This window comes from Agrococcus sp. AC640b, assembly GCF_979255995.1.
Map to the genome: position 1 here is coordinate 1 of NZ_CEEDMM010000011.1, position 21,707 is coordinate 21,707.

The following is a 21,707-nucleotide window of genomic DNA, read 5'->3' on the forward strand; positions in this document are numbered from 1 at the left end:
CCGCCGACCCAGCCGACGACGCTGCCGACGACGGGGATGAGGCCGAGCAGGAACACGACGAGGCCCGTCAGCACCGCGACGCCCGCGAGGCGCAGGCCGTCGTCGACGCCCTTCGCGATCGACTGCCCCACCGACAGCTCCACCTCGTCGGCGATGCCGCCGAGCTCTCGCTCGGCCGCGCGCCAGATGCGCTCGTAGAACGGTGCTCCGACGAGCAGCGTCACGGCCGCGAACAGCAGCACCCCGACGGCGGCGGCGCCGACGACGAGCGCGATCGCGAGCAGCACGCGCAGCACGCCCGGCCAGGGGTCGCTCCAGTCGTCGGCGAACGGCGTGAGGCCCTCGACGATCGCGGCAGCGTTGACGCCGAGGATCACGAGCCCGACGACGAGCAGCGCGCCCACGACGAGCGGGGGCACCATGCCGAGGATCGCGAGCCTCGGGCTCCGCCAGCCGAGGCGGAATCCGGCGGCGAGGATCGTCATGCCGTGCAGGAGGGCTCGGATGCGGCGCACGCGCCCATCCTCCCCGATGCCGTGGCGCGACGCACGGCGAATCGCCATGCGCCCGGCCACCTAGGCTCGCATCCGTGAGCGACGCGCGACCCATCCACACCGTCGCGGTGCTCGCGGCCGCCGTGCTGTGGGGCACGACGGGCACGGTCGCGCACTTCGCGCCCGCCGGCTCGTCGCCGCTGCTCATCGGCCTGGCCACGTTCGGCTTCGGCGGCGTCGTGCTCGCGGCGCTCGCCTGGCGGGCCGTCGCGCGTGTGCTGCGCGACCGTTCGGCGTGGCCGTGGCTGCTCGCGGGAGGCGCGGGGGCGGTGCTGTACCCGACGGCGTACTACCCGGCGATGGACCTCGCGGGCGTCGCGGTCGGCAACGTGCTCGCGCTCGGCTCGGGACCGATCTTCGCGGCGCTGCTCGAGTGGGTGCTCGATGGGCGACGACCGACGGCGCGATGGGGATCGGCGACGGGGGTCGCCGCGGCGGGCGTCGCGCTGCTCGCGGTGGGATCCGGCGAGTCGACGACGGGCTCGAACCCCATCCTCGGCATCGCGCTGGGGCTCGCCGCCGGCGTCGGCTACGCCCTCTACTCGCATGCGGGTGCGCGGCTCATCGCCGGCGGGCGCACGTCGCAGGGATCGATGGCGGCGATCTTCCTCGTCGGCAGCGTCGTCATGGTGCCGCTGCTCCTCGTGCTCGGCCCCGGCCCGCTCGCCTCCGGCCACGGGGTGCTGACGCTCGCCTACCTCGCGCTCGTGCCCATGGCGCTGTCGTACCTGCTGTTCGGGTTCGCGCTGCGGGCGCTGACGGCGTCGACGGCCACGACGCTCGCGCTCGCCGAGCCCGTCGTGGCGACGCTGCTCGCGGTCGTCGTCGTGCACGAGCGCCTCTCGGGCCTGGCATGGGTCGGACTCGGCGCCGTCGCGCTCGGCATCGTGCTCGTGAGCCTGCCGAGCAGGCGGGCGCCGCGCCTCGCCAGCGGGAGACCGCCGGCCTGAGCCGGTCCGCCGCCCGCCGCGACGACGTCGAGGGCGTCGTCAAGGGTCTCGTCGCACCCGAGCGCGCCACGGCACGCTGGGAGGGATCACCGAGCGAAGGAGCCGACCGTGCCGAACCCATCCATCAAGGACGAGGGCCTCTACCGCGAGCTGCGCGACGACGGCGCGAGCGCCGAGAAGGCCGCGCGCATCGCGAACGCCGCAGCACGCGACGGCAGGAAGGCCGTCGGCAGCCGCGGCGGGAAGGCCGAGGACCTGGAGGACCGCACCGTGCCCGAGCTGCGAGCGCGCGCGAAGGAGCTGGGCATCGCCGGGCGCTCGCGGCTGCGCAAGCAGCAGCTCGTCGACAGGATCCGCGAGCACTGACGCCCGGGCCGGAGGCCCCCTCGCCCGCGGTCCCGTCGTCGTGCAGGATGAGCGCATGAGCGACGACGTGCTCGGCGATGGCCGCGACGAGTCCGCGAACGAACGCCTCGATCGCAACTGGCACGACATCCTGCAGGAGCTGCGCGTCGCGCTCACGGGCACGCAGCTCATCACGGGATTCCTGCTCGCCGTCGCGTTCCAGTCGCGGTTCGACGAGCTCGCGCCCACCCTCGTCGTGCACTACCTCGTGCTCGTCGGACTCGCCGGCCTCGCGACGCTCCTCGGCCTCGCACCGGTCGCCGTGCACCGTCTGCTGTTCCGCAGGCAGGTGAAGGAGGCGACGGTGCTGCTCGGCAACCGGCTGCTGCTCGCGACGCTCGTCGTCGTCACGGTGCTCGTCGTCGGCGTCGCGGCGTTCGTGTTCGCGTTCGTCGCGGGCATCGTCGCCGGCGTCGTGGCCGCGAGCGTCGCCGCGCTCGTCGCAGCCGGCATGTGGGGGCTCGGGGTGGGAGCGCGCCTCCGTGCGCGGTCGGCGCCCGCCTCCTCGGCCGACGTCCCCTAGTCGGCAGCCTGCGCGTCGGTGGCCACCGCTGGCGTCGCGGATGCCGCGCGGTCGCGGGGCATCGTGAGCGCTGCGACGAGCACGAGCACCGAGAGCACGGCCGTGCCGACGAACACCACCTGCGACGCCGAGACGATCGTCGCGGGATCCGTCGCGTCGCCGCCGGCGGCATCCACCGTCGCGTTGGCGAGCGCGCCCAGCACGGCTGCGCCGATCGCCTGCCCGATCGAGCGGGCGAACATCTGCGCGCCCGTCACGACGCCCCGCTCCGCCCAGTCGACGCTCGCCTGCGCCGCCACGACGCTCGGCACGGCCGTGAAGCCGAACCCGAGGCCCACGAGCAGGCACAGCGCACCCACGAGGAACGGCGACGGGAAGCCGGCGAGCGATGCGAGCGCCGTCGTGGCGACCACGAGGATCACGCCCCCGATGATCGTCGTCGCTCGGAACCCGATGCGCAGGTACAGGCGACCGGAGAGGGAGGCTGCGATGGGCCAGCCGATCGTGAGCGTCGCGAGCGCGAGGCCCGCCCAGATCGGCGCGAGGCCGATCGAGCCCTCGAGGTACGTCGGCACGTAGGCGGTGAGGCCGATGAGCCCACCGCCGATCGCGAGCCCCATGAGCGCCGTGACCCGCAGCAGCCGCCGCGTGAGCAGCAGCGGAGGCAGGATCGGCTCGGCTGCGCGCCGCTCGACGAGCACGAATGCGACGAGCAGCACGGCGCCGGCGCCGAGGATCGCGAACGAGGTGGGCGACGCCCACGCCCACGCCCTGCCGCCCTCGAGCACCCCGAGGATCAGCAGCGACAGCGACACCGTCAGCAGCAGGGCACCCGCCCAGTCGAGACGATGCCGCGTGCGCTCCACGCGCTCCTGGAACCTGGTGACGACGAGCCAGCCGGCGACGATGCACAGCGGCACGTTCACGAGGAAGATCCAGCGCCATGCGTCGAGCTGCGCGAAGATGCCGCCGAGCGTCGGCCCGACGACCGCCGAGATCGCCCACACGCTCGCGAGGTAGCCCTGCACGCGCGCCCGCTCCTGCAGCGTGTACACGTCGCCGACGATCGTCATCGCCACCGGCAGGATCGCGCCAGCGCCGATGCCCTGCACGGCGCGCGATGCGATGAGCGAGGGCATGTCCCACGCGAACCCGCACAGCAGCGAGCCCACGAGGAACGCGGCGATGCCGAACAGCATGACGGGCTTGCGCCCGATCGTGTCGGCGAGCTTCGCGTAGATGGGCGTCGTCACCGACGACGCGAGCAGGTAGATCGAGAACAGCCACGGGAACGACGCGAACCCGCCGAGGTCGTCGACGATCGTCGGCACCGCCGTCGACAGGATCGTCGCGTCGATCGCGACGAGCCCCGTCGAGAGCATCATCGCCAGCAGGAGCGGGCCGCGCTCCGAGCGGAGGCCGACGGCCGTGGGCGCTGCGCTGGAGGTGCTCATCGTGAGGGCGAACCCCGCCACGGTCCCCGGCATTCCTGCGACGCCCTCCCGCGTGCCGGCTGGGCGTCGGCGTGCGTCAGCGCGAGCGGTGCGGCGCAGGCAGGTCGTCGAGCACGCGCGCATCGAGCGAGCCGAGGTCGACGGCGAGCGCGAGCGCCGGCCGCAGCCGCGCGACGATCGCGTCGACGTGCGCAGCGGATGCCGCCGCGATCGCGGCGGCGCGTCGCCGCTCGAGCACCGCGACCCTGGCTCGCGGCAGCGGCCACGGCACCGAGCCCCAGTGCACGGCGTCGTGGACGCGACCGCGCATCCGCTCGGCGAGGCGGACCGCGAGCGGCGCGGCTGCGACGACCCCGATCGCGACGATCGCGAGCGCCCACGGCGCACGCGCGCCGACGAGATACGCCGAGTACGGCGTCGCCGCGAGGATCACGGTCGCCTCGACGGCCGCCACGACCACGACGAGCGCCCACGCACCCGTGGCAGGTGCCGAGCGCACGCGGCCGAGTCGCTCGGCGACGTCGGCGGCCGCGACGAGCAGCACGGCGACCAGCATGAGTCCCACCGCAGCGACGGGGTGCACGACGACCTCCACGTTCGTCGCGGCGTCGCGCCACGTCGCGAGCGGCACCGTCGAGACGGCGAGCGCCGCGACCGCGAGCACGAGCGCGATGGTGCGCGCGTGCGCCGCCGCGACCGTCGCCCACGTGTCGCGCACCAGCATCGGCACGCGCGCGGCCGCGACGAGGTCGACGAGCATGCCCGCCTCCCACGGCACGCGGCGACGCGAGCTCCTGCCGGTCACGGCAGCGACGATGCGGCGCACGAGCCGCCCGCGGTGCACGCCGCCGTCGAGCACCGTCGCGACCGCGACGAGCGGCACGTGCCGTCGCAGCACGACGGCGGCACCCGGGTGCAGCGCGAGCCTCGCGGCGAGGTGCGCATCGAGCTCGAGATCCCTGGCAGCGACGTCGCGCATCGCCTCCGCCGACTCGGGCGCGAGCGCCCCCGACGCCACGAGACGCTCCGCCTCCTCGTCGATCGCGTCGCCGAGCGCCCGCGCCGCGTCGTCGTCGAGCTCGGCGACGCTCGCGGCGAACCGCTCGGCGAGGCCGGCGAGGCGATGCGCCGGCGTCGCGAGCACGACGCCACGCGGCGGCGTCGACGCCGCTCCCCCGAGCCGATGCGGAGCGAAGCCGACGACGAGGGCGCACGCGCCGGCCGCGAGCGCCACCATCTGCATCGCGAGGCCGATCGCGACGCCGACGGACCACGCCTCGAGCCACGTCGCCCGCTGCACGAGACCCGCGACCGCGCAGGCGACGAGCGTCGCCACCGCGACGATCCCCGCGAGCTCGATCCGCGTCGCGGCGCGGTGCTCGCCGTCGGCAGCGCGCCCCAGCCGTGCGCTCGCGACCACGGCCACGACGAGCAGCAGCGCCGACACGCCCGCGAGCAGCGCGCACGCGGCGAGCTCGGCACGCGTGACGGCCGGGCCGAGGGTCGCGAGCCAGACGGGCGCCCCGACGACGCCGAACGCCGCTGCGAGCGCAGCCGCCACGCCCGCGACCGGCCCCCACGGACCGAGGCGGCGCGCGACGACGCGCAGCCACGCCTCGATGCTCGCGATCCTGCCGAGCGGCGTGCGCACCGCAGCGACCGCCGCGGCGAGCTCGGCGCGTGCGCGGTGCACCTCGGGGTCCTGGTGCCCGAGCACGAGCGTCGCCAGCGACGAGCGCAGCTCCGTCGGGCTCGGCGAGCCCTCGACCGCGATCGACGTCACCGCGACGTCGACGCCCTCGACGGCGACCTGCACCGTCGGGACGAGCGGAGGCGGAGCCGCGACGGCCTCTGCGCGCGCAGACGGCGAGGAGGTTCGCGACCAACGGCCCTCGGCCGCACGAAGGCCATCGCCCTCGCGTCGCGCCGCCGCCATCGCGGGCCCCCCTCCTCGTGCACCCACCATCCACGGTAGCCCGAACGACCTCAAGGGCTTGTCGAAGGTTGCCGCGAGGGCCAGCATGGTCCCATGCGCGCCATGTGGAAGGGCTCGATCGCATTCGGGCTCGTGAACGTCCCGGTCAAGCTGTACTCGGCGACCGAGACGCACGACGTGCGCCTGCATCAGGTGCACGACGAGGATGGCGGGCGCATCCGGTACCAGCGCAAGTGCGAGGTCTGCGGCGAGGTCGTGGCGTACGAGCACATCGACAAGGCGTACGAGGAGGACGGCAAGACGGTCGTGCTGCGCGACGACGACCTGCAGTCGCTCCCCGTCGAGCGCAGCCGCGAGATCGAGGTCGTGCAGTTCGTGCCGACGAAGCAGGTCGACCCCATCCGACTCGAGAAGTCGTACTACCTCGAGCCCACCGGCACCGCGCTCAAGGCCTACACGCTGCTGCGACGCGTGCTCGACGAGACCGCGCGCACCGCGATCGTGCGCATCTCCATCCGGCAGCGCTCGCGGCTCGCGGTGCTGCGCGTGCACGACGACGTGCTCATGGTGCAGACGATGCTGTGGGACGACGAGATCCGCGCAGCCGAGTTCGCGAGCCTCGACGAGAAGCCGCGCATCCAGGCGAAGGAGCTCGACCTCGCGAAGGCGATCGTGCAGGAGCTCTCCGGCGACTTCGCGCCCGAGGAGTACCAGGACGACTACCAGGTGCAGCTGCGGCAGCTCGTCGAGGCGAGGCTCGAGCAGGGCGACGCGATCGACACGGCAGCGACGTTCGGCGAGGAGGCCGAGGAGGCGGAGGTGCTCGACCTCATGGAGGCGCTGCAGCGCTCCGTCGAACGCCGCAAGGGCGCGAAGGGCTCGGGCGGGTCGAAGGACGCGAAGGGCGCCGCGTCGGGCTCGAAGCGCTCGAAGTCCGCCTAGGCGCACCGCATGGCAGACCAGAGCGTCCGCGTCGGCGGTCGGATGCTGGGCGTCACCAACCTCGACAAGGTGCTCTACCCCGACGCCGGCACGACGAAGGCCGACGTCATGCGCTACCTGCAGGAGGTCGCGCCCGTCATGCTGCCGCACGTGCGCGACCGTCCCGTCACGCGCAAGCGCTGGGTGCACGGCGTCGGCACCGCCGACGACCCCGGCGAGACGTTCTTCGTCAAGGCGCTCGAGCAGGGTGCGCCATCGTGGATCCCCCGCCGACCCATCGAGCACAAGGAGGGGTCGAAGGACTACCCGCTCGTCGAGGATGCCGCGACGCTCGCATGGCTCGCGCAGATGGCTGCCCTCGAGCTGCACGTGCCGCAATGGCGGTTCGGCCCCGACGGCGCCAGGCGCGACCCCGATCGGCTCGTGCTCGACCTCGACCCGGGCGAGGGGGCGGGGCTCGCGGAATGCCAGGAGGTGGCGCTGCTCGCCCGCGACCTGCTCGGCGACATGGGGCTGCGGCCCCTGCCGGTCACGAGCGGATCGAAGGGCATCCACCTCTACGCCCGCATCGACGGACTGGATGCGACGAAGGCGTCGGCGCTCGCGAAGGCCATCGCCGTCTCGCTCGAGGAGCTGCATCCGCAGCTCGTCGTGTCGTCGCAGCGCACGGCGAGCCGCGTCGGCAAGGTGCTCGTCGACTGGAGCCAGAACTCGGGAGCGAAGACCACCGTCGCTCCGTACTCGCTGCGCGGCAGACCCACGCCGACCGTCGCCGCGCCGCGCACGTGGCACGAGATCGAGTCCGATGACCTCGCGCAGCTCACGTTCGAGGAGGTGCTCGCGCGCGTCGCACGTGACGGCGACCTGCTCGCACCGCTGGCACCCCCTCCCATGGTCGACCGCCTCGCGGTGTACCGGCAGAAGCGCTCCGCGGCCAAGACGCCCGAGCCGATCCCCGACGAGGCGCCGCAGCCGACCTACGGGCGGTCGTTCGTCATCCACGAGCACCACGCGTCGAGCCTGCACTGGGATCTCAGGCTCGAGCACGACGGCGTGCTCATGTCGTGGGCGATCCCGAAGGGCATCCCCACCTCCGGGGCCAAGGACAGGCTCGCGGTGCGCACCGAGGACCACCCGCTCGAGTACGGCAGGTTCGAGGGCGTCATCCCGAAGGGCGAGTACGGCGCAGGCGAGATCCGCATCTGGGACGCGGGCGAGTACACGGTCAAGGATTGGGATCCGTCGCTCAAGGCCGTCACCTTGCACGGCCGCTCGGACGGCGGCCTCGGTGGCGGCCCCGTGCGCATCGCGCTCGTGCAGACCGACGGCGACCAGTGGCTGTGCCACCGCATGCGGCTGCCGAGCGCGAGCGGCGAGCGCACGCAGCGCTCACGCGGCGCCGCCGTGCCGCGCACCCTCTCCCCCATGCTCGCCTCCACGCACACGCTCGCCGACGTGGGCGAGGGTTGGGTGTTCGAGCCGAAGTGGGATGGCTGGCGCGCCCTCGTCGTCGTCGACGGCGACGACGTGCGGCTGCGCTCGCGCAGCGGGCAGTCGCTCACCGATGGCTTCTCCGAGCTGCTCGCCCCGATCCGACAGGCGGTGACGGCGGAGCGCGCCGTCCTCGATGGCGAGCTCGTCGCGGGCGCGGGCGGCGGCGAGTTCTCGTCGCTGCAGGGCCGTCTCAGCGACCGCCGCGCACGGGGACGCGCCGTGGATCGCGGCGAGCCGGTGTCGCTCGTGCTGTTCGACGTCGTCGAGGTCGACGGGAGGTCGCTGCTGCGCCTGCCGCTGTCGCAGCGACGCGAGGAGCTCGAGCGCGTCGTCGTGCCCTCCGATCGGGTCGCGATCACCGAGCAGCTCGTCGGTCGGACGTCGGCGATCGTCGAGGCGTCGCAGCGGCTCGGCATGGAGGGTCTCGTCGCGAAGCGGCTCGCGAGCACGTACCAGCCGGGTGCGCGCAGCGACGACTGGCGCAAGGTCGTGCACGTGCGCACGCACGAGGTCGCGGTCGTCGGCTGGCTGCCGGGCGAGGGGGCGCTCGGGCGCACGTTCGGCTCGCTCGTGCTCGCAGCGCCCTCGGACGCCGGAGCGCTGCAGTACGCGGGCAGGGTGGGCACCGGCTTCTCCGCCCGCGACCGTGCTGCGATCCGCGAGCGGCTGCCCGACCTGACGCGCGCATCGCGCGCCGTCGAGGGGGTGCCCGCCGACGTCGCGCGTGCCATGACGTGGATGCGCGCGGCGGTCGGCGAGGTGCGCTTCACGTCGGTGACGGAGTCGGGCGCGTTCCGCCAGCCGGTCTGGCGTGGACTGCGCGCCGACAAGTCGCTCGACGACCTCGAGCCGCTCCCGCCGCGCTGAGATCGCTGGCTGCAGCCTGCGGCGACGCGCCAGCCCCGCTCCGGCGGCCCACCAGCACCGCTCCGTGAGGTGCGAGCGCAGCGAGCCTCGAAGGGAGCGCAGCGACGGGAGCACGACCCAGCGGAGGGGCACGACCGTGCGCCGCGTCGATACGCTCGCTGGCATGAGCGACGGTCCGGCAGACCCCGTGCCGATGCCTGGCGCGCGTTCGCTCGGGCGTGCGTACTTCGGCATCCAGGCAGCCGCAGGCGCAGCGTGGTGGGTCGGCGTCGCGGTGGTGCCCGGCGTGCGGCAGGCGACGCTCGGCGATCTGCCCGCCGCCGCCGTCGCGGCCTTCGACATCCCGCTGTTCGTCGCCGGCTCGGCGCTCGCCGCCGCCGGCATCCGCTGGGCGGCGTGGCTGGCCACCGCGTGGACGTGCCTCGTCGCGGTCGGCATGGCCGGCTACGCCACCGTGACGCAGCTCGCGGGCGTCGGCGCCGTGCTCATGCTCGCCGCTGCGGCAGCGAGCGTCGCCGCCGCGCTGCTCCTGCTGCTGGGACACGTGCCGGGCGAGCTCGTCACGCGCGGCCCCTTCGCCTTCGCCCTCGCACCCGTCGCAGCGGCGCGCACGCACGTCGCCCGCACCGCACGGCAGGTCGTCGTGTTCTGGGGCGGGTTCCTCGTCGTCGCACCGGCGGTCATCGCGCTCGTCGAGGCCCGATGGCAGCTGCGCCTCGAACCGCCACCGATCGTGCAGGCCCTCGGGATCGTGCTGCTCGTCGCCGCGAGCGTCCTCGGCATCGCATCGGCTCGTGCGCTCGCGGTCGTCGGCGAGGGCACGCCGCTGCCGTCGGCCATGCCGCGCAGGCTCGTCGTCACCGGCCCGTACCGGTGGGTGCGCAACCCCATGGCCGTCGCCGGCATCGCGCAGGGCATCGCCGTCGGCCTCGCCATCGGCTCCTGGATGGTCGTCGTCTGGGCCGCTGCAGGATCCGTCGTCTGGAACCAGGTCGTGCGACCTGCGGAGGAGGGCGACCTGCTCGCCCGCTTCGGCGACGACTACGCGCGCTACCGCGACCGCGTGCGGTGCTGGCTGCCGAGGCCGCCGCAACCCGACGCCCGTCGCTGACGCCCGCGCATCGCACCAGCCCCTTCCGCTGCGGCAGCGGCGGGCGTAGCGTCCGAGGTCAAGGAAAGAGGCCCCTCATGGTTGAGAAGTCCGTCGACGAGTTCGGTCGCCTGGTGCAGGGCGAGCAGCATGCGGCGCCGCTGCCCGACACCGAGTGGATCCACGACGATCCGGTCACGCACGAGCGACCGGCACCCGAGTCGCACGTCGACGAGGAGTCGGGCCTCTAGGCGCGCGCCGCCAGGAGCGCGGGCAGCTCGCGGTTGATGCGCGCCGCCCACCCCGGGCCTTCGTACACGAACGCCGAGTAGCCCTGCACGAGCGTGGCGCCCGCCGCGAGCCGCTCGGCGACGTCGGCGGCCGTCGTGACGCCGCCGACGGAGATGACGCAGACGTCATCGGCCAACGTCCGGCGGAGGATGCGCAGCACCTGCATCGACCGGTCGGCGAGCGGCGCCCCGGAGAGCCCGCCAGCGCCCGCCTGCTCGACGATCGCCGCATCCGACCGCAGTCCCCCGCGGTCGATGGTCGTGTTCGTCGCGATGACGCCCGCGAGACCCAGCCGCTGCACGAGCGACGCGACGCCCTCGACGGCGGCGTCGTCGAGGTCGGGCGCGATCTTCACGAGCACGGGCGTCGAGCCGGCCGCATCGCGCACGGCGATGAGCAGCGGTGCGAGCCGCTCCTCGTCCTGCAGGCCGCGGAGTCCCGGCGTGTTCGGCGACGACACGTTGACGGCGAGGTAGTCGGCGACGGGCGCGAGCAGCCGCGTCGAGGCGAGGTAGTCGCCGACCGCATCGTCGACGTCGACCACGCGGCTCTTGCCGATGTTCACGCCGATCACCGGTCGCGACCGCGCAGCGCGCGCGGCACGGATGCGGCGCGCCGCTGCCGCCGCTCCTGCGTTGTTGAACCCCATGCGGTTCACGAGCGCACGATCGGCCACGAGCCGGAACAGTCGCGGGCGATCGTTGCCGGGCTGCGGGATCGCCGTGAGCGTGCCGACCTCGACGTGCCCGAAGCCGAGGGCCCCGAGCCCCGCGATCATCGACGCATCCTTGTCGAAGCCCGCCGCGAGGCCGAACGGCGTCGGGAACTCGCGTCCGAGGGCCCGTACCCGCAGCCGAGGATCGGCACGCACCCCGGGGCGCACCGCGCCTGCCGCGCGCACGACCGTCGCGCCCATGTGGTGCGCCCGCTCGGCGTCGAGGCGACGCAGCACATGCTCGAACAGCGGCGCGTACATCCTCATGCGACTCCCTCATGGTCCCGGCGCAGCTGGCCGATCGCCGTCTCGAAGTCCTCGAGCGACTCGAACGCCTGGTACACGCTCGCGAAGCGGAGGTAGGCGACCTCGTCGAGCTCGCGCAGCGGCGGCAGGACGGCGAGGCCGATGTCGTTCGCGTCGATCTGGCTGACGCCCGTCGCACGGATCGTCTCCTCGACGCTCTGCGCGACGGTCGCGAGGTCGGCATCCGTCACCGGACGCCCCTGGCACGCCTTGCGCACGCCCTCGATGACCTTGTCGCGGCTGAACGGCTCGACGACGCCGGAGCGCTTGACGACGAGGAGGCTCGCCGACTCCGTCGTCGTGAAGCGGCGCTCGCATCGGGGGCACTGCCTGCGGCGGCGGATCGTGAGGCCGTCGTCCGACGACCGCGTGTCGACGACGCGCGAGTCCGGGTGGCGGCAGAAGGGGCAGTGCATGTCAGAGCCTCGCGCGGATCGCCTCGGCGTGCGCGGGGAGGTCCTCGCTCTCGGCGAGCGCCACGACGGCGCCCGCGACCTCGCGAAGGCCCGCGAGGTCGTAGCGCACCACCTGCTGCGATCGGAGGAACGTCGCAGCCCCCAGCCCCGACACGCGTGCCGCCTGGCCGCCCGTCGGCAGCACGTGGTTCGACCCTGCGGCGTAGTCGCCGAGGCTCACGGGCGTCGCGGCGCCGACGAAGATGGCGCCCGCGTTGCGGATGCGGGCGACGACGGCGTCGTCGTCGGCCGTCACGATCTCGAGGTGCTCTGGCGCGTACGCGTCGGACACGGCGATCGCGTGGTCGAGGTCGGCGACGAGGATGGTGACCGACTGCTCGGCGCCGAGCGACGCGCGCACGCGCTCGGCGTGCGGCGTGGCAGCGACGCGCACGGCGAGAGCGGCGTCGACCGCGTCGGCGAGCTCGACGGAGTCCGTCACGAGCACCGCCGCGGCGAGCTCGTCGTGCTCCGCCTGGCTCACGAGGTCGGCGGCGACGAGGTCGGGGTCGGCGCTCGCGTCGGCGATGACGAGGATCTCCGTCGGACCCGCCTCGGCGTCGACGCGGACGTGTCCGCCGACGACGCGCTTCGCCGCGGCGACGAACACGTTGCCGGGCCCCGTGACCACGTCGACGGCCTCGACGACGTCGGGCACGCCGTACGCGAGCGCTCCGATGGCGCCCGCGCCGCCGGCGACGAGCACCTCGTCGATGCCCAGCAGCGCGGCGGCGGCGAGGATCGTCGGATGCGGCAGCCCGCCGTGCTCGGCCTGCGCGGGCGACGCGACGACGATGCGCTCGACGCCGGCGACCTGCGCGGCGACGACGTTCATGACGACGCTCGAGGGGTAGACGGCCTTGCCGCCGGGCACGTACACCCCGGCACGCGCCACCGGCACCCATCGCTGCTCGACGACGGCGCCCGCGCCGAGCGTCGTCGTCGCCCCTGCGGGGACCTGCGCGGCGGTCGCGAGCCGCACGCGGCCGATCGCCGTCTCGAGCGCCTGCCGCACGACGGGGTCGAGCCCTGCGAGCGCGGCCTGCAGCGCGTCGGCGGGCACGCGCAGCGCCGGCGGACGCACGCGGTCGAACCGCACGGCCTGCGCGACGAGCGCCTCGGCGCCGTCGGCCCGCACGGCCTCCACGAGCTCGCGTGCCGCATCGAGCACGCGGTCGACGTCGTTCGCGGCGCGCGGCAGCTCGGGGACGTCGGCGCGCGCGGACAGATCGAGTCGTCGCAGCATGCTCCCAGGGTATTGCGTCAGGCGAGCGCCGACGGTCCCAGCACGCTCTTCAGCTCGCCGAACAGCGCAGAGGAGATCTGCACCTGATGCTGCAGGCGGAACACGCGTGCCGTGCCCGGCCGCTCGAGTCGCAGACGAACGTCGGTGGGGCCCGCGTGGCGCTCGAGCACGGCGCGGAGGTCGCGTGTCATGGCGATCGTCGCGCGCCGTTCCATGAGGCGCAGCTCGAGCGGCTTCGTCTCGTCGACGGGCATGAGGTCGGGGAACTCGAGATGGTTCGCGTGCAGCGTGAACCCCTCGTCGCGCGTGCGGAAGCGCCCCTTGACGACGGCGATCCGATCGGCCTGCATGTCGCCCTGGAACGCCGTGTACGTCTTGCCGAGCACCATGACGTCGACCTCGCCGCCGAAGTCCTCGATCGTGAGGATGCCGTACGGGTTGCCCGACTGCCTGGCGACGCGGTGCTGCGCCGTCGTGATGAGGCCCGCGATCGTGACGGTGTCGCCGTCCTCGCAGTCGTCGGCGAGCGTCTGCACCTGATGGCTCGCATGCTTCGCGAGCTCGAGGTCGAGGCCGGCGAGCGGATGGTCGGAGACGTACAGGCCGAGCATCTCGCGCTCGAACGCGAGCTTGTCGCGCTTGGCCCACTCGGGCCGGTCGGGCACCTTCTGCTGGTGCTCCGGCTCGTCCCACAGGCTGTCGAAGTCGAAGCCGACGGCGCCGAACTCCTCGCGCTTCTTGTCGGTGACGGCCTGGTCGACGGCGCCCTCGTGGATCTCGAGCAGCGCACGCCGCGTGGGTCCCATGGTGTCGAACGCGCCCGCCTTGATGAGCGACTCGACGGTGCGCTTGTTCGCGGCGGCGACCGGCACCTTCTGCAGGTAGTCGTGGAACGACGCGTACGGCTCCGGCGAGCGCGCCCCGACGATCGCGTCGACGACGTTCGCGCCCACGTTGCGCACGGCGCCGAGCCCGAAGCGGATGTCGTCGTCGACGGCGGTGAAGCGCAGCGACGACTCGTTGACGTCCGGCGGCAGCACCGTGATGCCCATGCGGCGGCACTCCGAGAGGTAGAGCGCCATCTTGTCCTTCGAGTCGCCGACGCTCGTCAGCAGCGCGGCCATGTACTCCGGGGCGTAGTGCGCCTTGAGGTACGCGGTCCAGTACGAGATGACGCCGTAGGCGGCCGAGTGCGCCTTGTTGAAGGCGTAGTCGGAGAACGGCAGCAGGATCTCCCACAGCTTCTCGACGGCGGGCATCGTGAAGCCGCGGTCGAGCATGCCCTGCGAGAAGCCTGCGAACTGCTTGTCGAGCTCGGACTTCTTCTTCTTGCCCATCGCGCGGCGCAGGATGTCGGCCTCGCCGAGCGTGAAGCCCGCGACCTTCTGCGCGATCGCCATCACCTGCTCCTGGTAGATGATGAGCCCGTACGACTCCTCCAGGATCTCGGCGAGCGGCTCCTCGAGCTCGGGGTGGATGGGCGTGATCGCCTGCTGGCCGTTCTTGCGCAGCGCGTAGTTCGTGTGCGAGTTCGCGCCCATGGGGCCGGGCCGGTACAGCGCGATGAGGGCCGAGATGTCCTCGAACGAGTCGGGTCGCATGAGGCGCATGAGCGAGCGCAGGGGCCCGCCGTCGAGCTGGAAGACGCCGAGCGAGTCGCCGCGGGTCAGCAGGTCGTACGCGCCCTGGTCGTCGAGCGCGAGCGTCTCGAGGTCGAGCGTCTCGCCGCGGTTGGCGGTGATGTTGTCGAGCGCGTCGGAGATGATCGTGAGGTTGCGCAACCCCAGGAAGTCCATCTTGATGAGGCCGAGCGCCTCGCACGTGGGGTAGTCGAACTGCGTGATGATCGCGCCGTCCTGCTCGCGCTTCATCACGGGGATGATGTCGAGCAGCGGGTCGGACGACATGATGACGCCGGCGGCGTGCACGCCCCACTGGCGCTTGAGGTTCTCGATGCCGAGCGCGGTGTCGTACACGGTGCGCGCATCGGGGTCGGCGTCGAGGATCGCGCGGAAGTCGGCCGCCTCCTTGTACCGTTCGTGCGCGGGGTCGGTGATGCCCGACAGCGGGATGTCCTTCGCCATGATCGGCGCGGGCATCGCCTTCGTGAGTCGCTCGCCGAGGCCGAAGGGCTGGCCGAGCACGCGCGTGGCGTCCTTGAGCGCCTGCTTCGACTTGATGGTGCCGTACGTGACGATCTGCGCGACGCGCTCCGAGCCGTACTTCTCGGTGACGTAGCGGATGACCTCGGAGCGCCGACGATCGTCGAAGTCGACGTCGAAGTCGGGCATCGAGACGCGGTCGGGGTTGAGGAAGCGCTCGAAGAGGAGGCCGTGCGCGATGGGGTCGAGGTCGGTGATGCGCAGCGCGTACGCGGCCATGGAGCCCGCGCCGGAGCCGCGACCCGGGCCGACCCGGATGCCGTTCTCCTTCGCCCAGTTGATGAAGTCGGCGACGACGAGGAAGTAGCCGGGGAAGCCCATCTGGGCGATGACGCCCATCTCGTAGTCGGCACGCGCCTGCACCTGCTCGCTCACCCCGTCGGGATAGCGTCGCGCGAGGCCGGCCGCGACCTCGGCGCGGAACCAGGACTCCTCCGTGTGCCCGTCGGGGACGGGGAAGCGCGGCATGTAGTTGGCGCTCGTGTCGAAGCGCACGTCGCTGCGCTCGGCGATGAGCAGCGTGTTGTCGCACGCCTCGGGGTTGTCGCGGAAGATGTGCCGCATCTCGGCGGCCGACTTGAGGTAGTACCCCTCGCCGTCGAACTTGAACCGCTTCGGGTCGTGCAGCGTCGTGCCCGACTGCACGCACAGCAGCGCCGAGTGCGCCGTGGCGTCGGAGGCGTGCGTGTAGTGGAGGTCGTTCGTCGCCACGAGCGGCAGGTCGAGCTCCTTCGCCAGGCGAAGGAGGTCGCCCATCGTGCGGCGCTCGACGTCGATGCCGTGATCCATGACCTCGGCGAAGAAGTTGTCCTTGCCGAAGATGTCGCGGAACTCCCCGGCAGCCCGCTTCGCCTCGTCGTACTGGCCGAGGCGCAGTCGCGTCTGCACCTCGCCGCCGACGCAGCCGGTCGTCGCGATGATGCCGTCCGCGTACTCGGCGAGCAGCTCGCGGTCGAGGCGCGGCTTGCGGTAGAAGCCCTCCATCGACGCGCGCGAGGCCATGCGGAACAGGTTGTGCATGCCCGCGGTCGTCTCGGCGAGCAGCGTCATGTGCGTGTACGAGCCGCCACCGGAGACGTCGTCGCCGCCGGCGTCGTCGCCCCAGCGCACGCGCGAGCGGTCGCTGCGATGCGTGCCAGGCGTGACGTACGCCTCCATGCCGATGATGGGCTTGATGCCCGCGGCGGTGGCCTTGCTCCAGAAGTCGAACGCGCCGAACACGTTGCCGTGGTCGGTCATCGCGATCGCGGGCATGCCCTGCTCGACCGCTGCCTCGACGAGCGGCCCGACGTGGGCCGCGCCGTCGAGCATGGAGTACTCGGTGTGCACGTGGAGGTGCGCGAACTGCTCGCTCATGTGGCCTCCATCGTACGAGCGCGCACCGACACGACACGATCCCGACGCGCGTCGGGCTCGCCTGCGATGCCTCAGCCCTCGAGCACCTCGAGGGCGTGGCGCAGATCGGCGGGCGGCTCGCTCGCGGTCTCGAGCCACTCGCCGGTGCCAGGGTGCGTGAAGCCGAGCCGCACCGCGTGCAGCCACTGCCGCCCGAGGCCGAGCCGAGCAGACAGCGTGGGGTCGGCGCCGTACATGCCGTCGCCGAGGCACGGGTGCCGCTGCGCGGCCATGTGCACGCGGATCTGATGCGTGCGGCCGGTCTCGAGGTGCACCTCGACGAGGCTGCCGTCGCGGAACGCCTCGAGCGTCTCGTAGTGCGTCACGGCGTGCTTGCCGCTCGAGACGACCGCGAACCGCCACTCGTGCCCAGGATGCCTGCCGATGGGGGCGTCGATCGTGCCCCGCAGCGGATCCGGGCGTCCCTGCACGGCAGCGTGGTAGACCTTCTCGACCTCGCGGTCGTGGAACTGCGCCTTGAGCGAGGCGTAGGCGCGCTCGCTCTTGGCGACGACCATGAGGCCGCTCGTGCCGGCGTCGAGCCGGTGCACGACGCCCTGGCGCTCGGAGGCGCCCGAGGTCGAGATGCGGTAGCCGGCGGCAGCGAGCGCGCCGACGACCGTCGGCCCCGTCCATCCCATCGACGGATGCGCGGCGACGCCAGCAGGCTTGTCGACGACGACGAGGTCGTCGTCGTCGTGCACGATCCCGAGGTCCGGCACGGGGATCGGCTCGATCGTCGGCTCGCGCCTGGCCTCCCAGCGCACCTCGAGCCACGCCTCGCCCCGCAGCCGGTCGGACTTGCCGAGCACGCGACCGTCCTGCAGGGCGCCGCCCGCCTCGATCGCGTCGGCGACGGCGGTGCGCGAGAGCCCGAGCACGCGGGCGATGCCCGCGTCGGCCCGCAGCCCGTCGAGGCCGGGCGGCACGATGAGGGAGCGCTCCTCCATCAGTCCTCTGCGGTCGTCGACGGCGCCTGCTGCGGCGTCGGCTCGTCGGTGCGACGCACGCCGTCGAGGCCGACGCCGCGCAGCACGAGCACGATGAACGCGCCCATCGCGCACACCACGAACATGTCGGCGATGTTGAAGATGGCCGGGAAGCCCCACACCTGGATGAAGTCGATCACGTGGCCCTGGAGCCCGCCGGGCTCGCGGATGAAGCGGTCGGTGAGGTTGCCGAGGACGCCGCCGAGCAGCGCGCCGAGCACGATCGCCCACGCGAGCGATCGCACACGGCGCGCCTGCACGACGATGACGATCGCCACGACGCTCGAGATGATCGTGAAGATCCACGTCGTCCCCGCTGCGAGCGAGAACGCCGCGCCCGGGTTGCGCACGAAGTGCCACTGCAGCAGCTCGCCGACGACCTCGACCCGCTGGCCCTCGGGAAGCGTCGCGAGGACCCACTCCTTCACGAGGAGGTCGAGACCCCAGACGACGACGACGATGCCGGCGAGCAGGCCGATGAGGCGCCAGGCGACGCCGTGCGCGGCCGCCACCTACTGCGGCGTGGGTGCGGAGCCGCCGAACGCGAACGCCGTGCGGTCGAGGTCGCGCAGCTGGCTCTCGATGTAGCCGCGCAGCTTGAGGCGGTAGTCGCGCTCGAACGTCTGCAGCTCGTCGATCTTCGTCTCGAGCTCGGCCTTGACCTTCTCGCGGTCGGCCTTCGTCTTCTCGAAGTCCCGCTCGAGCTCCGTCTTGCGCTTCGCGGCCTGCGCCTCGACCTCGGCGGCCTGGCTCTCGGCCTCGGCGACGAGCTCGTCCTTGCGGCGCTGCCCCTCTGCGACGTGCTCGTCGTGCACGCGCTGCGCCAGTGCGAGGAGACCCTCGGGCGACACGGCTGCCGCGTCGGCGTCGGGCTTCGCGGGCGCTGCGGGTGCCTCGACGGCGGGCTCGGGCTCCTGCGTGGCCTCGGACTCGGGGGCCGACGACGCCGGTGCAGCAGGAGCGCCGGACTCGAGCTCGGCGACGCGCGCCTCCAGGCGGTCCTTCTCCGCGATGACGGCTCGGAGCTCCGCGACGATCTCGTCGAGGAAGTTGTCGACCTCGTCCTGGTCGTAGCCGTCGCGGAACCGCGTGGTCTCGAACGTCCTGTTGACGATGTCGTCCGGCGTCAGTGCCATCGTGCAGCCTTTCCTCGGGTGGATCGGAGTCCACTGTAGTGCGCGGCTCCGGGGGAACGATCGCGGGCCAGCCTACCGGCCCGGGGAGGTCGGCTCAGGCCAGCGAGCCCGAGATGACGACGACGACGAGCGTCAGCGCCATGAGGATCATCGTCGACAGGTCGATGGCGGCGCCGCCGACGCGGAGCGGCTTCACGAACCGCCGCACGAGCCGCAGCGGCGGGTCGGTGATGCTGAGGATCGCGACCGACAGCGCGAGCCAGAGGCCCTTCGGCTTCCAGTCGCGCCGCATCTGCGTCACGACGTCGAGGATCACGCGCGACCAGAGCACGTAGAAGAACACGTTCGCCGCCAACCAGACGGCGAGGGCCACCCACTGCACGTCAGTGCGCGAAGGTGTCGGTCTCGCCGACCTCCATGCGCCCACCCGCGACCGCGATGTGCTCAGGCGTCAGGAGGTAGACCTTCGTCGTGACGCGCTCGATGCGGCCCTGCAGGCCCTGCGTGAGGCCCGCCGAGAAGTCGATGAGCCGACGAGCGTCGCCGTCGGTCATCTGCGAGAGGTTGATGATGACGGGCGTGCCGTCACGGAACGCGCCGGCGATCTCCTGCGCGTCCTTGTACTGGCGAGGGTGGACCGTGAGGATCTCGTGCATGGCACCAACCTGCTGGCTCGCGGGTCGCAGCGGCGCGACGGCGCGCGGCTTCGACTCCTGCTGCGGACGCTCCGAGCGGCGCTCGGAACGCTCGTCGCGCTGCTCCGACTCGGCGTTGCGCACGGCGGGCGACTCCTGGGTCAGCTCGTCCTCCTCGGCGAAGCCGAAGTAGACGGCCGCCTTCTTCAATGCGTTGCTCATGCGATCCTCCCGATCTGCATCCAGGCTACGGACTGGATGGACGTTCTCCCGTGATTGCGGTGCCGATCCGCAGGTGTGTCGCGCCGTGCTCGAGCGCGATGCGCCAGTCGCCCGACATGCCTGCCGACATCCACCGCGCGTCGGGCGCGATGGCGCGGACGCGCTCGGCGTGCGCCGCGAGGCGCGCGAATGCCGATGCGGGCTCCTCGTCGAGCGGCGCGATGGCCATGACGCCGAGCAGTCGCAGGGCCTGCGAGGCCTCGACGCGCTCGACGAGCGCCTCGAGGTCGCCTGCCGCCACGCCGCCGCGCCCGGGATCGTCCGTGAGGTTGACCTGCACGAACGCGTCGCGCACGGGCAGCTCGTCGCCCGGCTCGCCGCCCTCGAGGGCATCGACGATCGCGGGCTGGTCGATGGAGTGCAGCACGTCGGCGTACCGCGCCACCTGCCTGGCCTTCTTGCGCTGCAGCTGGCCGACGTAGTGCCACGTCAGGTCCAGGGGTGCGAGCCCTGCGGCCTTGTCGCGCGCCTCGGGGTGGCGGGACTCCCCCATGTCGCGCTGGCCGGCTGCTGCGAGCTCGGCGACGAGGGATGCGGGGTGGAACTTCGTGACGACGACGAGCGTCGCGTCGGCGCCACCTGGCGCCGACGCGATCTCGTCGCGGATGGCTGCGAGCCGCTGCGATGCGGTGGTCATCCGCAGGCGGTCACTGCCGCAGGAAGTCGGGCAGGAACTCGTCCTCGTCCTCGTCGCTGTCGGACAGCGGCTGCACGGGGCCCGTGAGGTGCTCGGGCACCTCGGGGGTGGGCCCGACGTGGCGTCCAGGCGTCGGCGACTCGGACGCCTCGGCACCCGTCGTCGCGACCGCCGCTGCGCCAGCGCCCACGCCCATGTCGCGAGCGGGCGTCGTGCGCAGCACGGAGTCGTCGTTCTTCACCATCGGCACGCCGCCGTCGAAGCCCGCGGCGATGACGGTGACGCGCACCTCGTCGCCGAGCGTGTCGTCGATGACGGTGCCGAAGATGATGTTCGCCTCGGGGTGCACGGCCTCCTGCACGAGCTTCGCCGCGTCGTAGGTCTCGTGGATGCCGAGGTTCGACGACGCCTGGATCGACAGCAGCACGCCGTGGGCGCCGTCGATCTTCGCCTCGAGGAGCGGGCTCGCGACCGCGAGCTCCGCCGCCTTGATGGCACGGTCGGCGCCGCGGGACGAGCCGATGCCCATGAGGGCGCTGCCTGCGCCCTGCATGACGGACTTCACGTCGGCGAAGTCGACGTTGATGAGGCCGGGCGTCGTGATGAGGTCGGTGATGCCCTGCACGCCGGCGAGCAGCACCTGGTCGGCCGTCTCGAACGCCTCGACCATCGAGATGCCCATGTCGGAGATCTCGAGGAGACGGTCGTTGGGCACGACGATGAGGGTGTCGACCTCGTTCTTCAGCGCCTCGACGCCCGCCTCGGCCTGGGCCTGGCGGCGCTTGCCCTCGAACGAGAACGGCTTCGTGACGACGCCGACGGTGAGGGCGCCGAGGCTCTTCGCGATGCGCGCGACCACGGGTGCGCCACCGGTGCCGGTGCCGCCGCCCTCGCCCGCCGTGACGAAGACCATGTCGGAGCCCGCGAGGGCCTCCTCGATCTCCTCGGCGTGGTCCTCGGCTGCGCGCCTGCCGACCTCGGGATCCGCGCCAGCGCCGAGACCCTTCGTGAGCTCGCGGCCGACGTCGAGCTTGACGTCGGCGTCGCTGAGCAGCAGCGCCTGCGCGTCGGTGTTGATGGCGATGAACTCGACGCCTCGCAGGCCGAGGTCGATCATGCGGTTCACGGCGTTGACGCCACCGCCGCCGACGCCGACGACCTTGATGACGGCGAGGTAGTTGTTGTTCGAAGTCACGGTCCGGCCCCTCGTCGAAACCTTCAACCTCAGGTAGAGGTTTAGAGA

Annotated in this window: 21 protein-coding genes; 7 read left to right on the top strand and 14 right to left on the bottom strand. The window is 72.7% G+C overall.

Translation table 11 applies throughout. The annotated features are described in order from the left end of the window. Positions 1-515: EI24 domain-containing protein (locus ACZ6H8_RS06060; protein WP_464145489.1), on the bottom strand; the 515-nt coding region annotated here is incomplete at its 3' end. 74 nt (positions 516-589) lie between these two features. Between ACZ6H8_RS06060 and ACZ6H8_RS06065 the strand changes: the two genes are divergently transcribed. From ACZ6H8_RS06065 to ACZ6H8_RS06075, 3 genes are all read left to right on the top strand, one after another. Beyond that, a complete protein-coding gene (locus ACZ6H8_RS06065) occupies positions 590-1,504 on the top strand; it encodes a DMT family transporter (RefSeq protein ID WP_464145491.1) in 915 nt (304 codons plus the stop codon). A 108-nt stretch (positions 1,505-1,612) separates the two neighbouring features. Continuing rightward, positions 1,613-1,870, top strand: a complete 258-nt coding sequence (locus tag ACZ6H8_RS06070; protein WP_464145493.1) for a Rho termination factor N-terminal domain-containing protein — start codon at positions 1,613-1,615, stop codon at positions 1,868-1,870. Between the two features lie 55 nt (positions 1,871-1,925). After that, positions 1,926-2,432: a DUF6328 family protein gene (locus tag ACZ6H8_RS06075; protein ID WP_464145494.1), complete on the top strand. Its 507-nt coding sequence runs from the start codon at positions 1,926-1,928 to the stop codon at positions 2,430-2,432. On the opposite strand, the gene ACZ6H8_RS06080 is transcribed toward ACZ6H8_RS06075, so the two are convergent. Continuing rightward, positions 2,429-3,886, bottom strand: coding sequence for an MFS transporter (locus tag ACZ6H8_RS06080; protein WP_464145496.1), 1,458 nt, complete (start codon positions 3,884-3,886; stop codon positions 2,429-2,431). The two genes, ACZ6H8_RS06075 and ACZ6H8_RS06080, sit on opposite strands and share 4 nt — an antisense overlap. A 76-nt stretch (positions 3,887-3,962) precedes the next feature. Continuing rightward, on the bottom strand, positions 3,963-5,702 hold the full coding sequence (locus tag ACZ6H8_RS06085; RefSeq protein WP_464145497.1) for a hypothetical protein: 1,740 nt from the start codon (positions 5,700-5,702) through the stop codon (positions 3,963-3,965). 213 nt (positions 5,703-5,915) lie between these two features. Here ACZ6H8_RS06085 and ku point away from each other — a divergent pair, with 213 nt between their 5' ends. The 4 genes from ku (at position 5,916) to ACZ6H8_RS06105 (ending at position 10,466) form a co-directional block, all read left to right on the top strand. Then, positions 5,916-6,764, top strand: coding sequence for a non-homologous end joining protein Ku (ku, locus tag ACZ6H8_RS06090; RefSeq protein WP_464145499.1), 849 nt, complete (start codon positions 5,916-5,918; stop codon positions 6,762-6,764). Between the two features lie 9 nt (positions 6,765-6,773). After that, positions 6,774-9,125: a non-homologous end-joining DNA ligase gene (gene ligD / locus ACZ6H8_RS06095; protein ID WP_464145501.1), complete on the top strand. Its 2,352-nt coding sequence runs from the start codon at positions 6,774-6,776 to the stop codon at positions 9,123-9,125. Between the two features lie 163 nt (positions 9,126-9,288). Further along, positions 9,289-10,236 carry a methyltransferase family protein gene (locus ACZ6H8_RS06100; protein WP_464145503.1) on the top strand — a complete coding sequence of 316 codons (948 nt, stop codon included), beginning with the start codon at positions 9,289-9,291 and terminating at the stop codon, positions 10,234-10,236. 77 nt (positions 10,237-10,313) lie between these two features. Then, positions 10,314-10,466 carry a hypothetical protein gene (locus tag ACZ6H8_RS06105; RefSeq protein ID WP_464145505.1) on the top strand — a complete coding sequence of 51 codons (153 nt, stop codon included), beginning with the start codon at positions 10,314-10,316 and terminating at the stop codon, positions 10,464-10,466. Here the strand turns inward: ACZ6H8_RS06105 and ACZ6H8_RS06110 are convergent. From ACZ6H8_RS06110 to ftsZ, 11 genes are all read right to left on the bottom strand, one after another. Then, on the bottom strand, positions 10,463-11,482 hold the full coding sequence (locus ACZ6H8_RS06110; RefSeq protein WP_464145615.1) for a quinone-dependent dihydroorotate dehydrogenase: 1,020 nt from the start codon (positions 11,480-11,482) through the stop codon (positions 10,463-10,465). The genes ACZ6H8_RS06105 and ACZ6H8_RS06110 overlap by 4 nt on opposite strands. A gap of 2 nt (positions 11,483-11,484) precedes the next feature. Further along, positions 11,485-11,943, bottom strand: coding sequence for a transcriptional regulator NrdR (gene nrdR, locus ACZ6H8_RS06115; RefSeq protein WP_464145507.1), 459 nt, complete (start codon positions 11,941-11,943; stop codon positions 11,485-11,487). 1 nt (position 11,944) lies between these two features. Next, entirely contained in the window at positions 11,945-13,228 is a 1,284-nt protein-coding gene (gene hisD, locus ACZ6H8_RS06120) for a histidinol dehydrogenase (protein ID WP_464145509.1), read from the bottom strand. A 17-nt stretch (positions 13,229-13,245) separates the two neighbouring features. Continuing rightward, entirely contained in the window at positions 13,246-16,746 is a 3,501-nt protein-coding gene (dnaE, locus tag ACZ6H8_RS06125) for a DNA polymerase III subunit alpha (RefSeq protein WP_464145511.1), read from the bottom strand. A gap of 71 nt (positions 16,747-16,817) precedes the next feature. Further along, a complete protein-coding gene (locus ACZ6H8_RS06130) occupies positions 16,818-17,735 on the bottom strand; it encodes an RluA family pseudouridine synthase (RefSeq protein WP_464145513.1) in 918 nt (305 codons plus the stop codon). Then, a complete protein-coding gene (gene lspA, locus ACZ6H8_RS06135) occupies positions 17,735-18,286 on the bottom strand; it encodes a signal peptidase II (RefSeq protein ID WP_464145515.1) in 552 nt (183 codons plus the stop codon). Before lspA ends, ACZ6H8_RS06130 begins: the two co-directional genes overlap by 1 nt. Then, entirely contained in the window at positions 18,287-18,910 is a 624-nt protein-coding gene (locus ACZ6H8_RS06140; protein WP_464145517.1) for a DivIVA domain-containing protein, read from the bottom strand. It abuts the gene before it with no gap. A gap of 94 nt (positions 18,911-19,004) precedes the next feature. Next, positions 19,005-19,292, bottom strand: a complete 288-nt coding sequence (locus tag ACZ6H8_RS06145) for a YggT family protein (RefSeq protein WP_464145519.1) — start codon at positions 19,290-19,292, stop codon at positions 19,005-19,007. A 1-nt stretch (position 19,293) separates the two neighbouring features. Further along, entirely contained in the window at positions 19,294-19,767 is a 474-nt protein-coding gene (locus ACZ6H8_RS06150; protein WP_464145521.1) for a cell division protein SepF, read from the bottom strand. Positions 19,768-19,792: 25 nt separating this feature from the next. After that, positions 19,793-20,464 (bottom strand): YggS family pyridoxal phosphate-dependent enzyme, encoded by a 672-nt coding sequence (locus ACZ6H8_RS06155; protein WP_464145523.1) that lies wholly within the window; start codon positions 20,462-20,464, stop codon positions 19,793-19,795. A 10-nt stretch (positions 20,465-20,474) separates the two neighbouring features. Further along, positions 20,475-21,659, bottom strand: a complete 1,185-nt coding sequence (ftsZ, locus tag ACZ6H8_RS06160) for a cell division protein FtsZ (RefSeq protein WP_464145525.1) — start codon at positions 21,657-21,659, stop codon at positions 20,475-20,477. Between the last annotated feature and the right edge of the window lie 48 nt (positions 21,660-21,707).

Excerpts from the sequence above, each read along its gene's own strand:
- ACZ6H8_RS06080 (WP_464145496.1), bottom strand. The coding sequence starts at position 3,886 with ATGAGCACCTCCAGCGCAGCGCCCACGGCCGTCGGCCTCCGCTCGGAG.
- ACZ6H8_RS06075 (WP_464145494.1), top strand. The coding sequence starts at position 1,926 with ATGAGCGACGACGTGCTCGGCGATGGCCGCGACGAGTCCGCGAACGAA.
- ACZ6H8_RS06100 (WP_464145503.1), top strand. The coding sequence starts at position 9,289 with ATGAGCGACGGTCCGGCAGACCCCGTGCCGATGCCTGGCGCGCGTTCG.
- ACZ6H8_RS06150 (WP_464145521.1), bottom strand. The coding sequence starts at position 19,767 with ATGAGCAACGCATTGAAGAAGGCGGCCGTCTACTTCGGCTTCGCCGAG.
- ACZ6H8_RS06110 (WP_464145615.1), bottom strand. The coding sequence starts at position 11,482 with ATGTACGCGCCGCTGTTCGAGCATGTGCTGCGTCGCCTCGACGCCGAG.
- ACZ6H8_RS06130 (WP_464145513.1), bottom strand. The coding sequence starts at position 17,735 with ATGGAGGAGCGCTCCCTCATCGTGCCGCCCGGCCTCGACGGGCTGCGG.
- nrdR (WP_464145507.1), bottom strand. The coding sequence starts at position 11,943 with ATGCACTGCCCCTTCTGCCGCCACCCGGACTCGCGCGTCGTCGACACG.
- ACZ6H8_RS06155 (WP_464145523.1), bottom strand. The coding sequence starts at position 20,464 with ATGACCACCGCATCGCAGCGGCTCGCAGCCATCCGCGACGAGATCGCG.
- ACZ6H8_RS06140 (WP_464145517.1), bottom strand. The coding sequence starts at position 18,910 with ATGGCACTGACGCCGGACGACATCGTCAACAGGACGTTCGAGACCACG.
- ligD (WP_464145501.1), top strand. The coding sequence starts at position 6,774 with ATGGCAGACCAGAGCGTCCGCGTCGGCGGTCGGATGCTGGGCGTCACC.
- dnaE (WP_464145511.1), bottom strand. The coding sequence starts at position 16,746 with ATGAGCGAGCAGTTCGCGCACCTCCACGTGCACACCGAGTACTCCATG.
- hisD (WP_464145509.1), bottom strand. The coding sequence starts at position 13,228 with ATGCTGCGACGACTCGATCTGTCCGCGCGCGCCGACGTCCCCGAGCTG.
- ku (WP_464145499.1), top strand. The coding sequence starts at position 5,916 with ATGCGCGCCATGTGGAAGGGCTCGATCGCATTCGGGCTCGTGAACGTC.
- ACZ6H8_RS06105 (WP_464145505.1), top strand. The coding sequence starts at position 10,314 with ATGGTTGAGAAGTCCGTCGACGAGTTCGGTCGCCTGGTGCAGGGCGAG.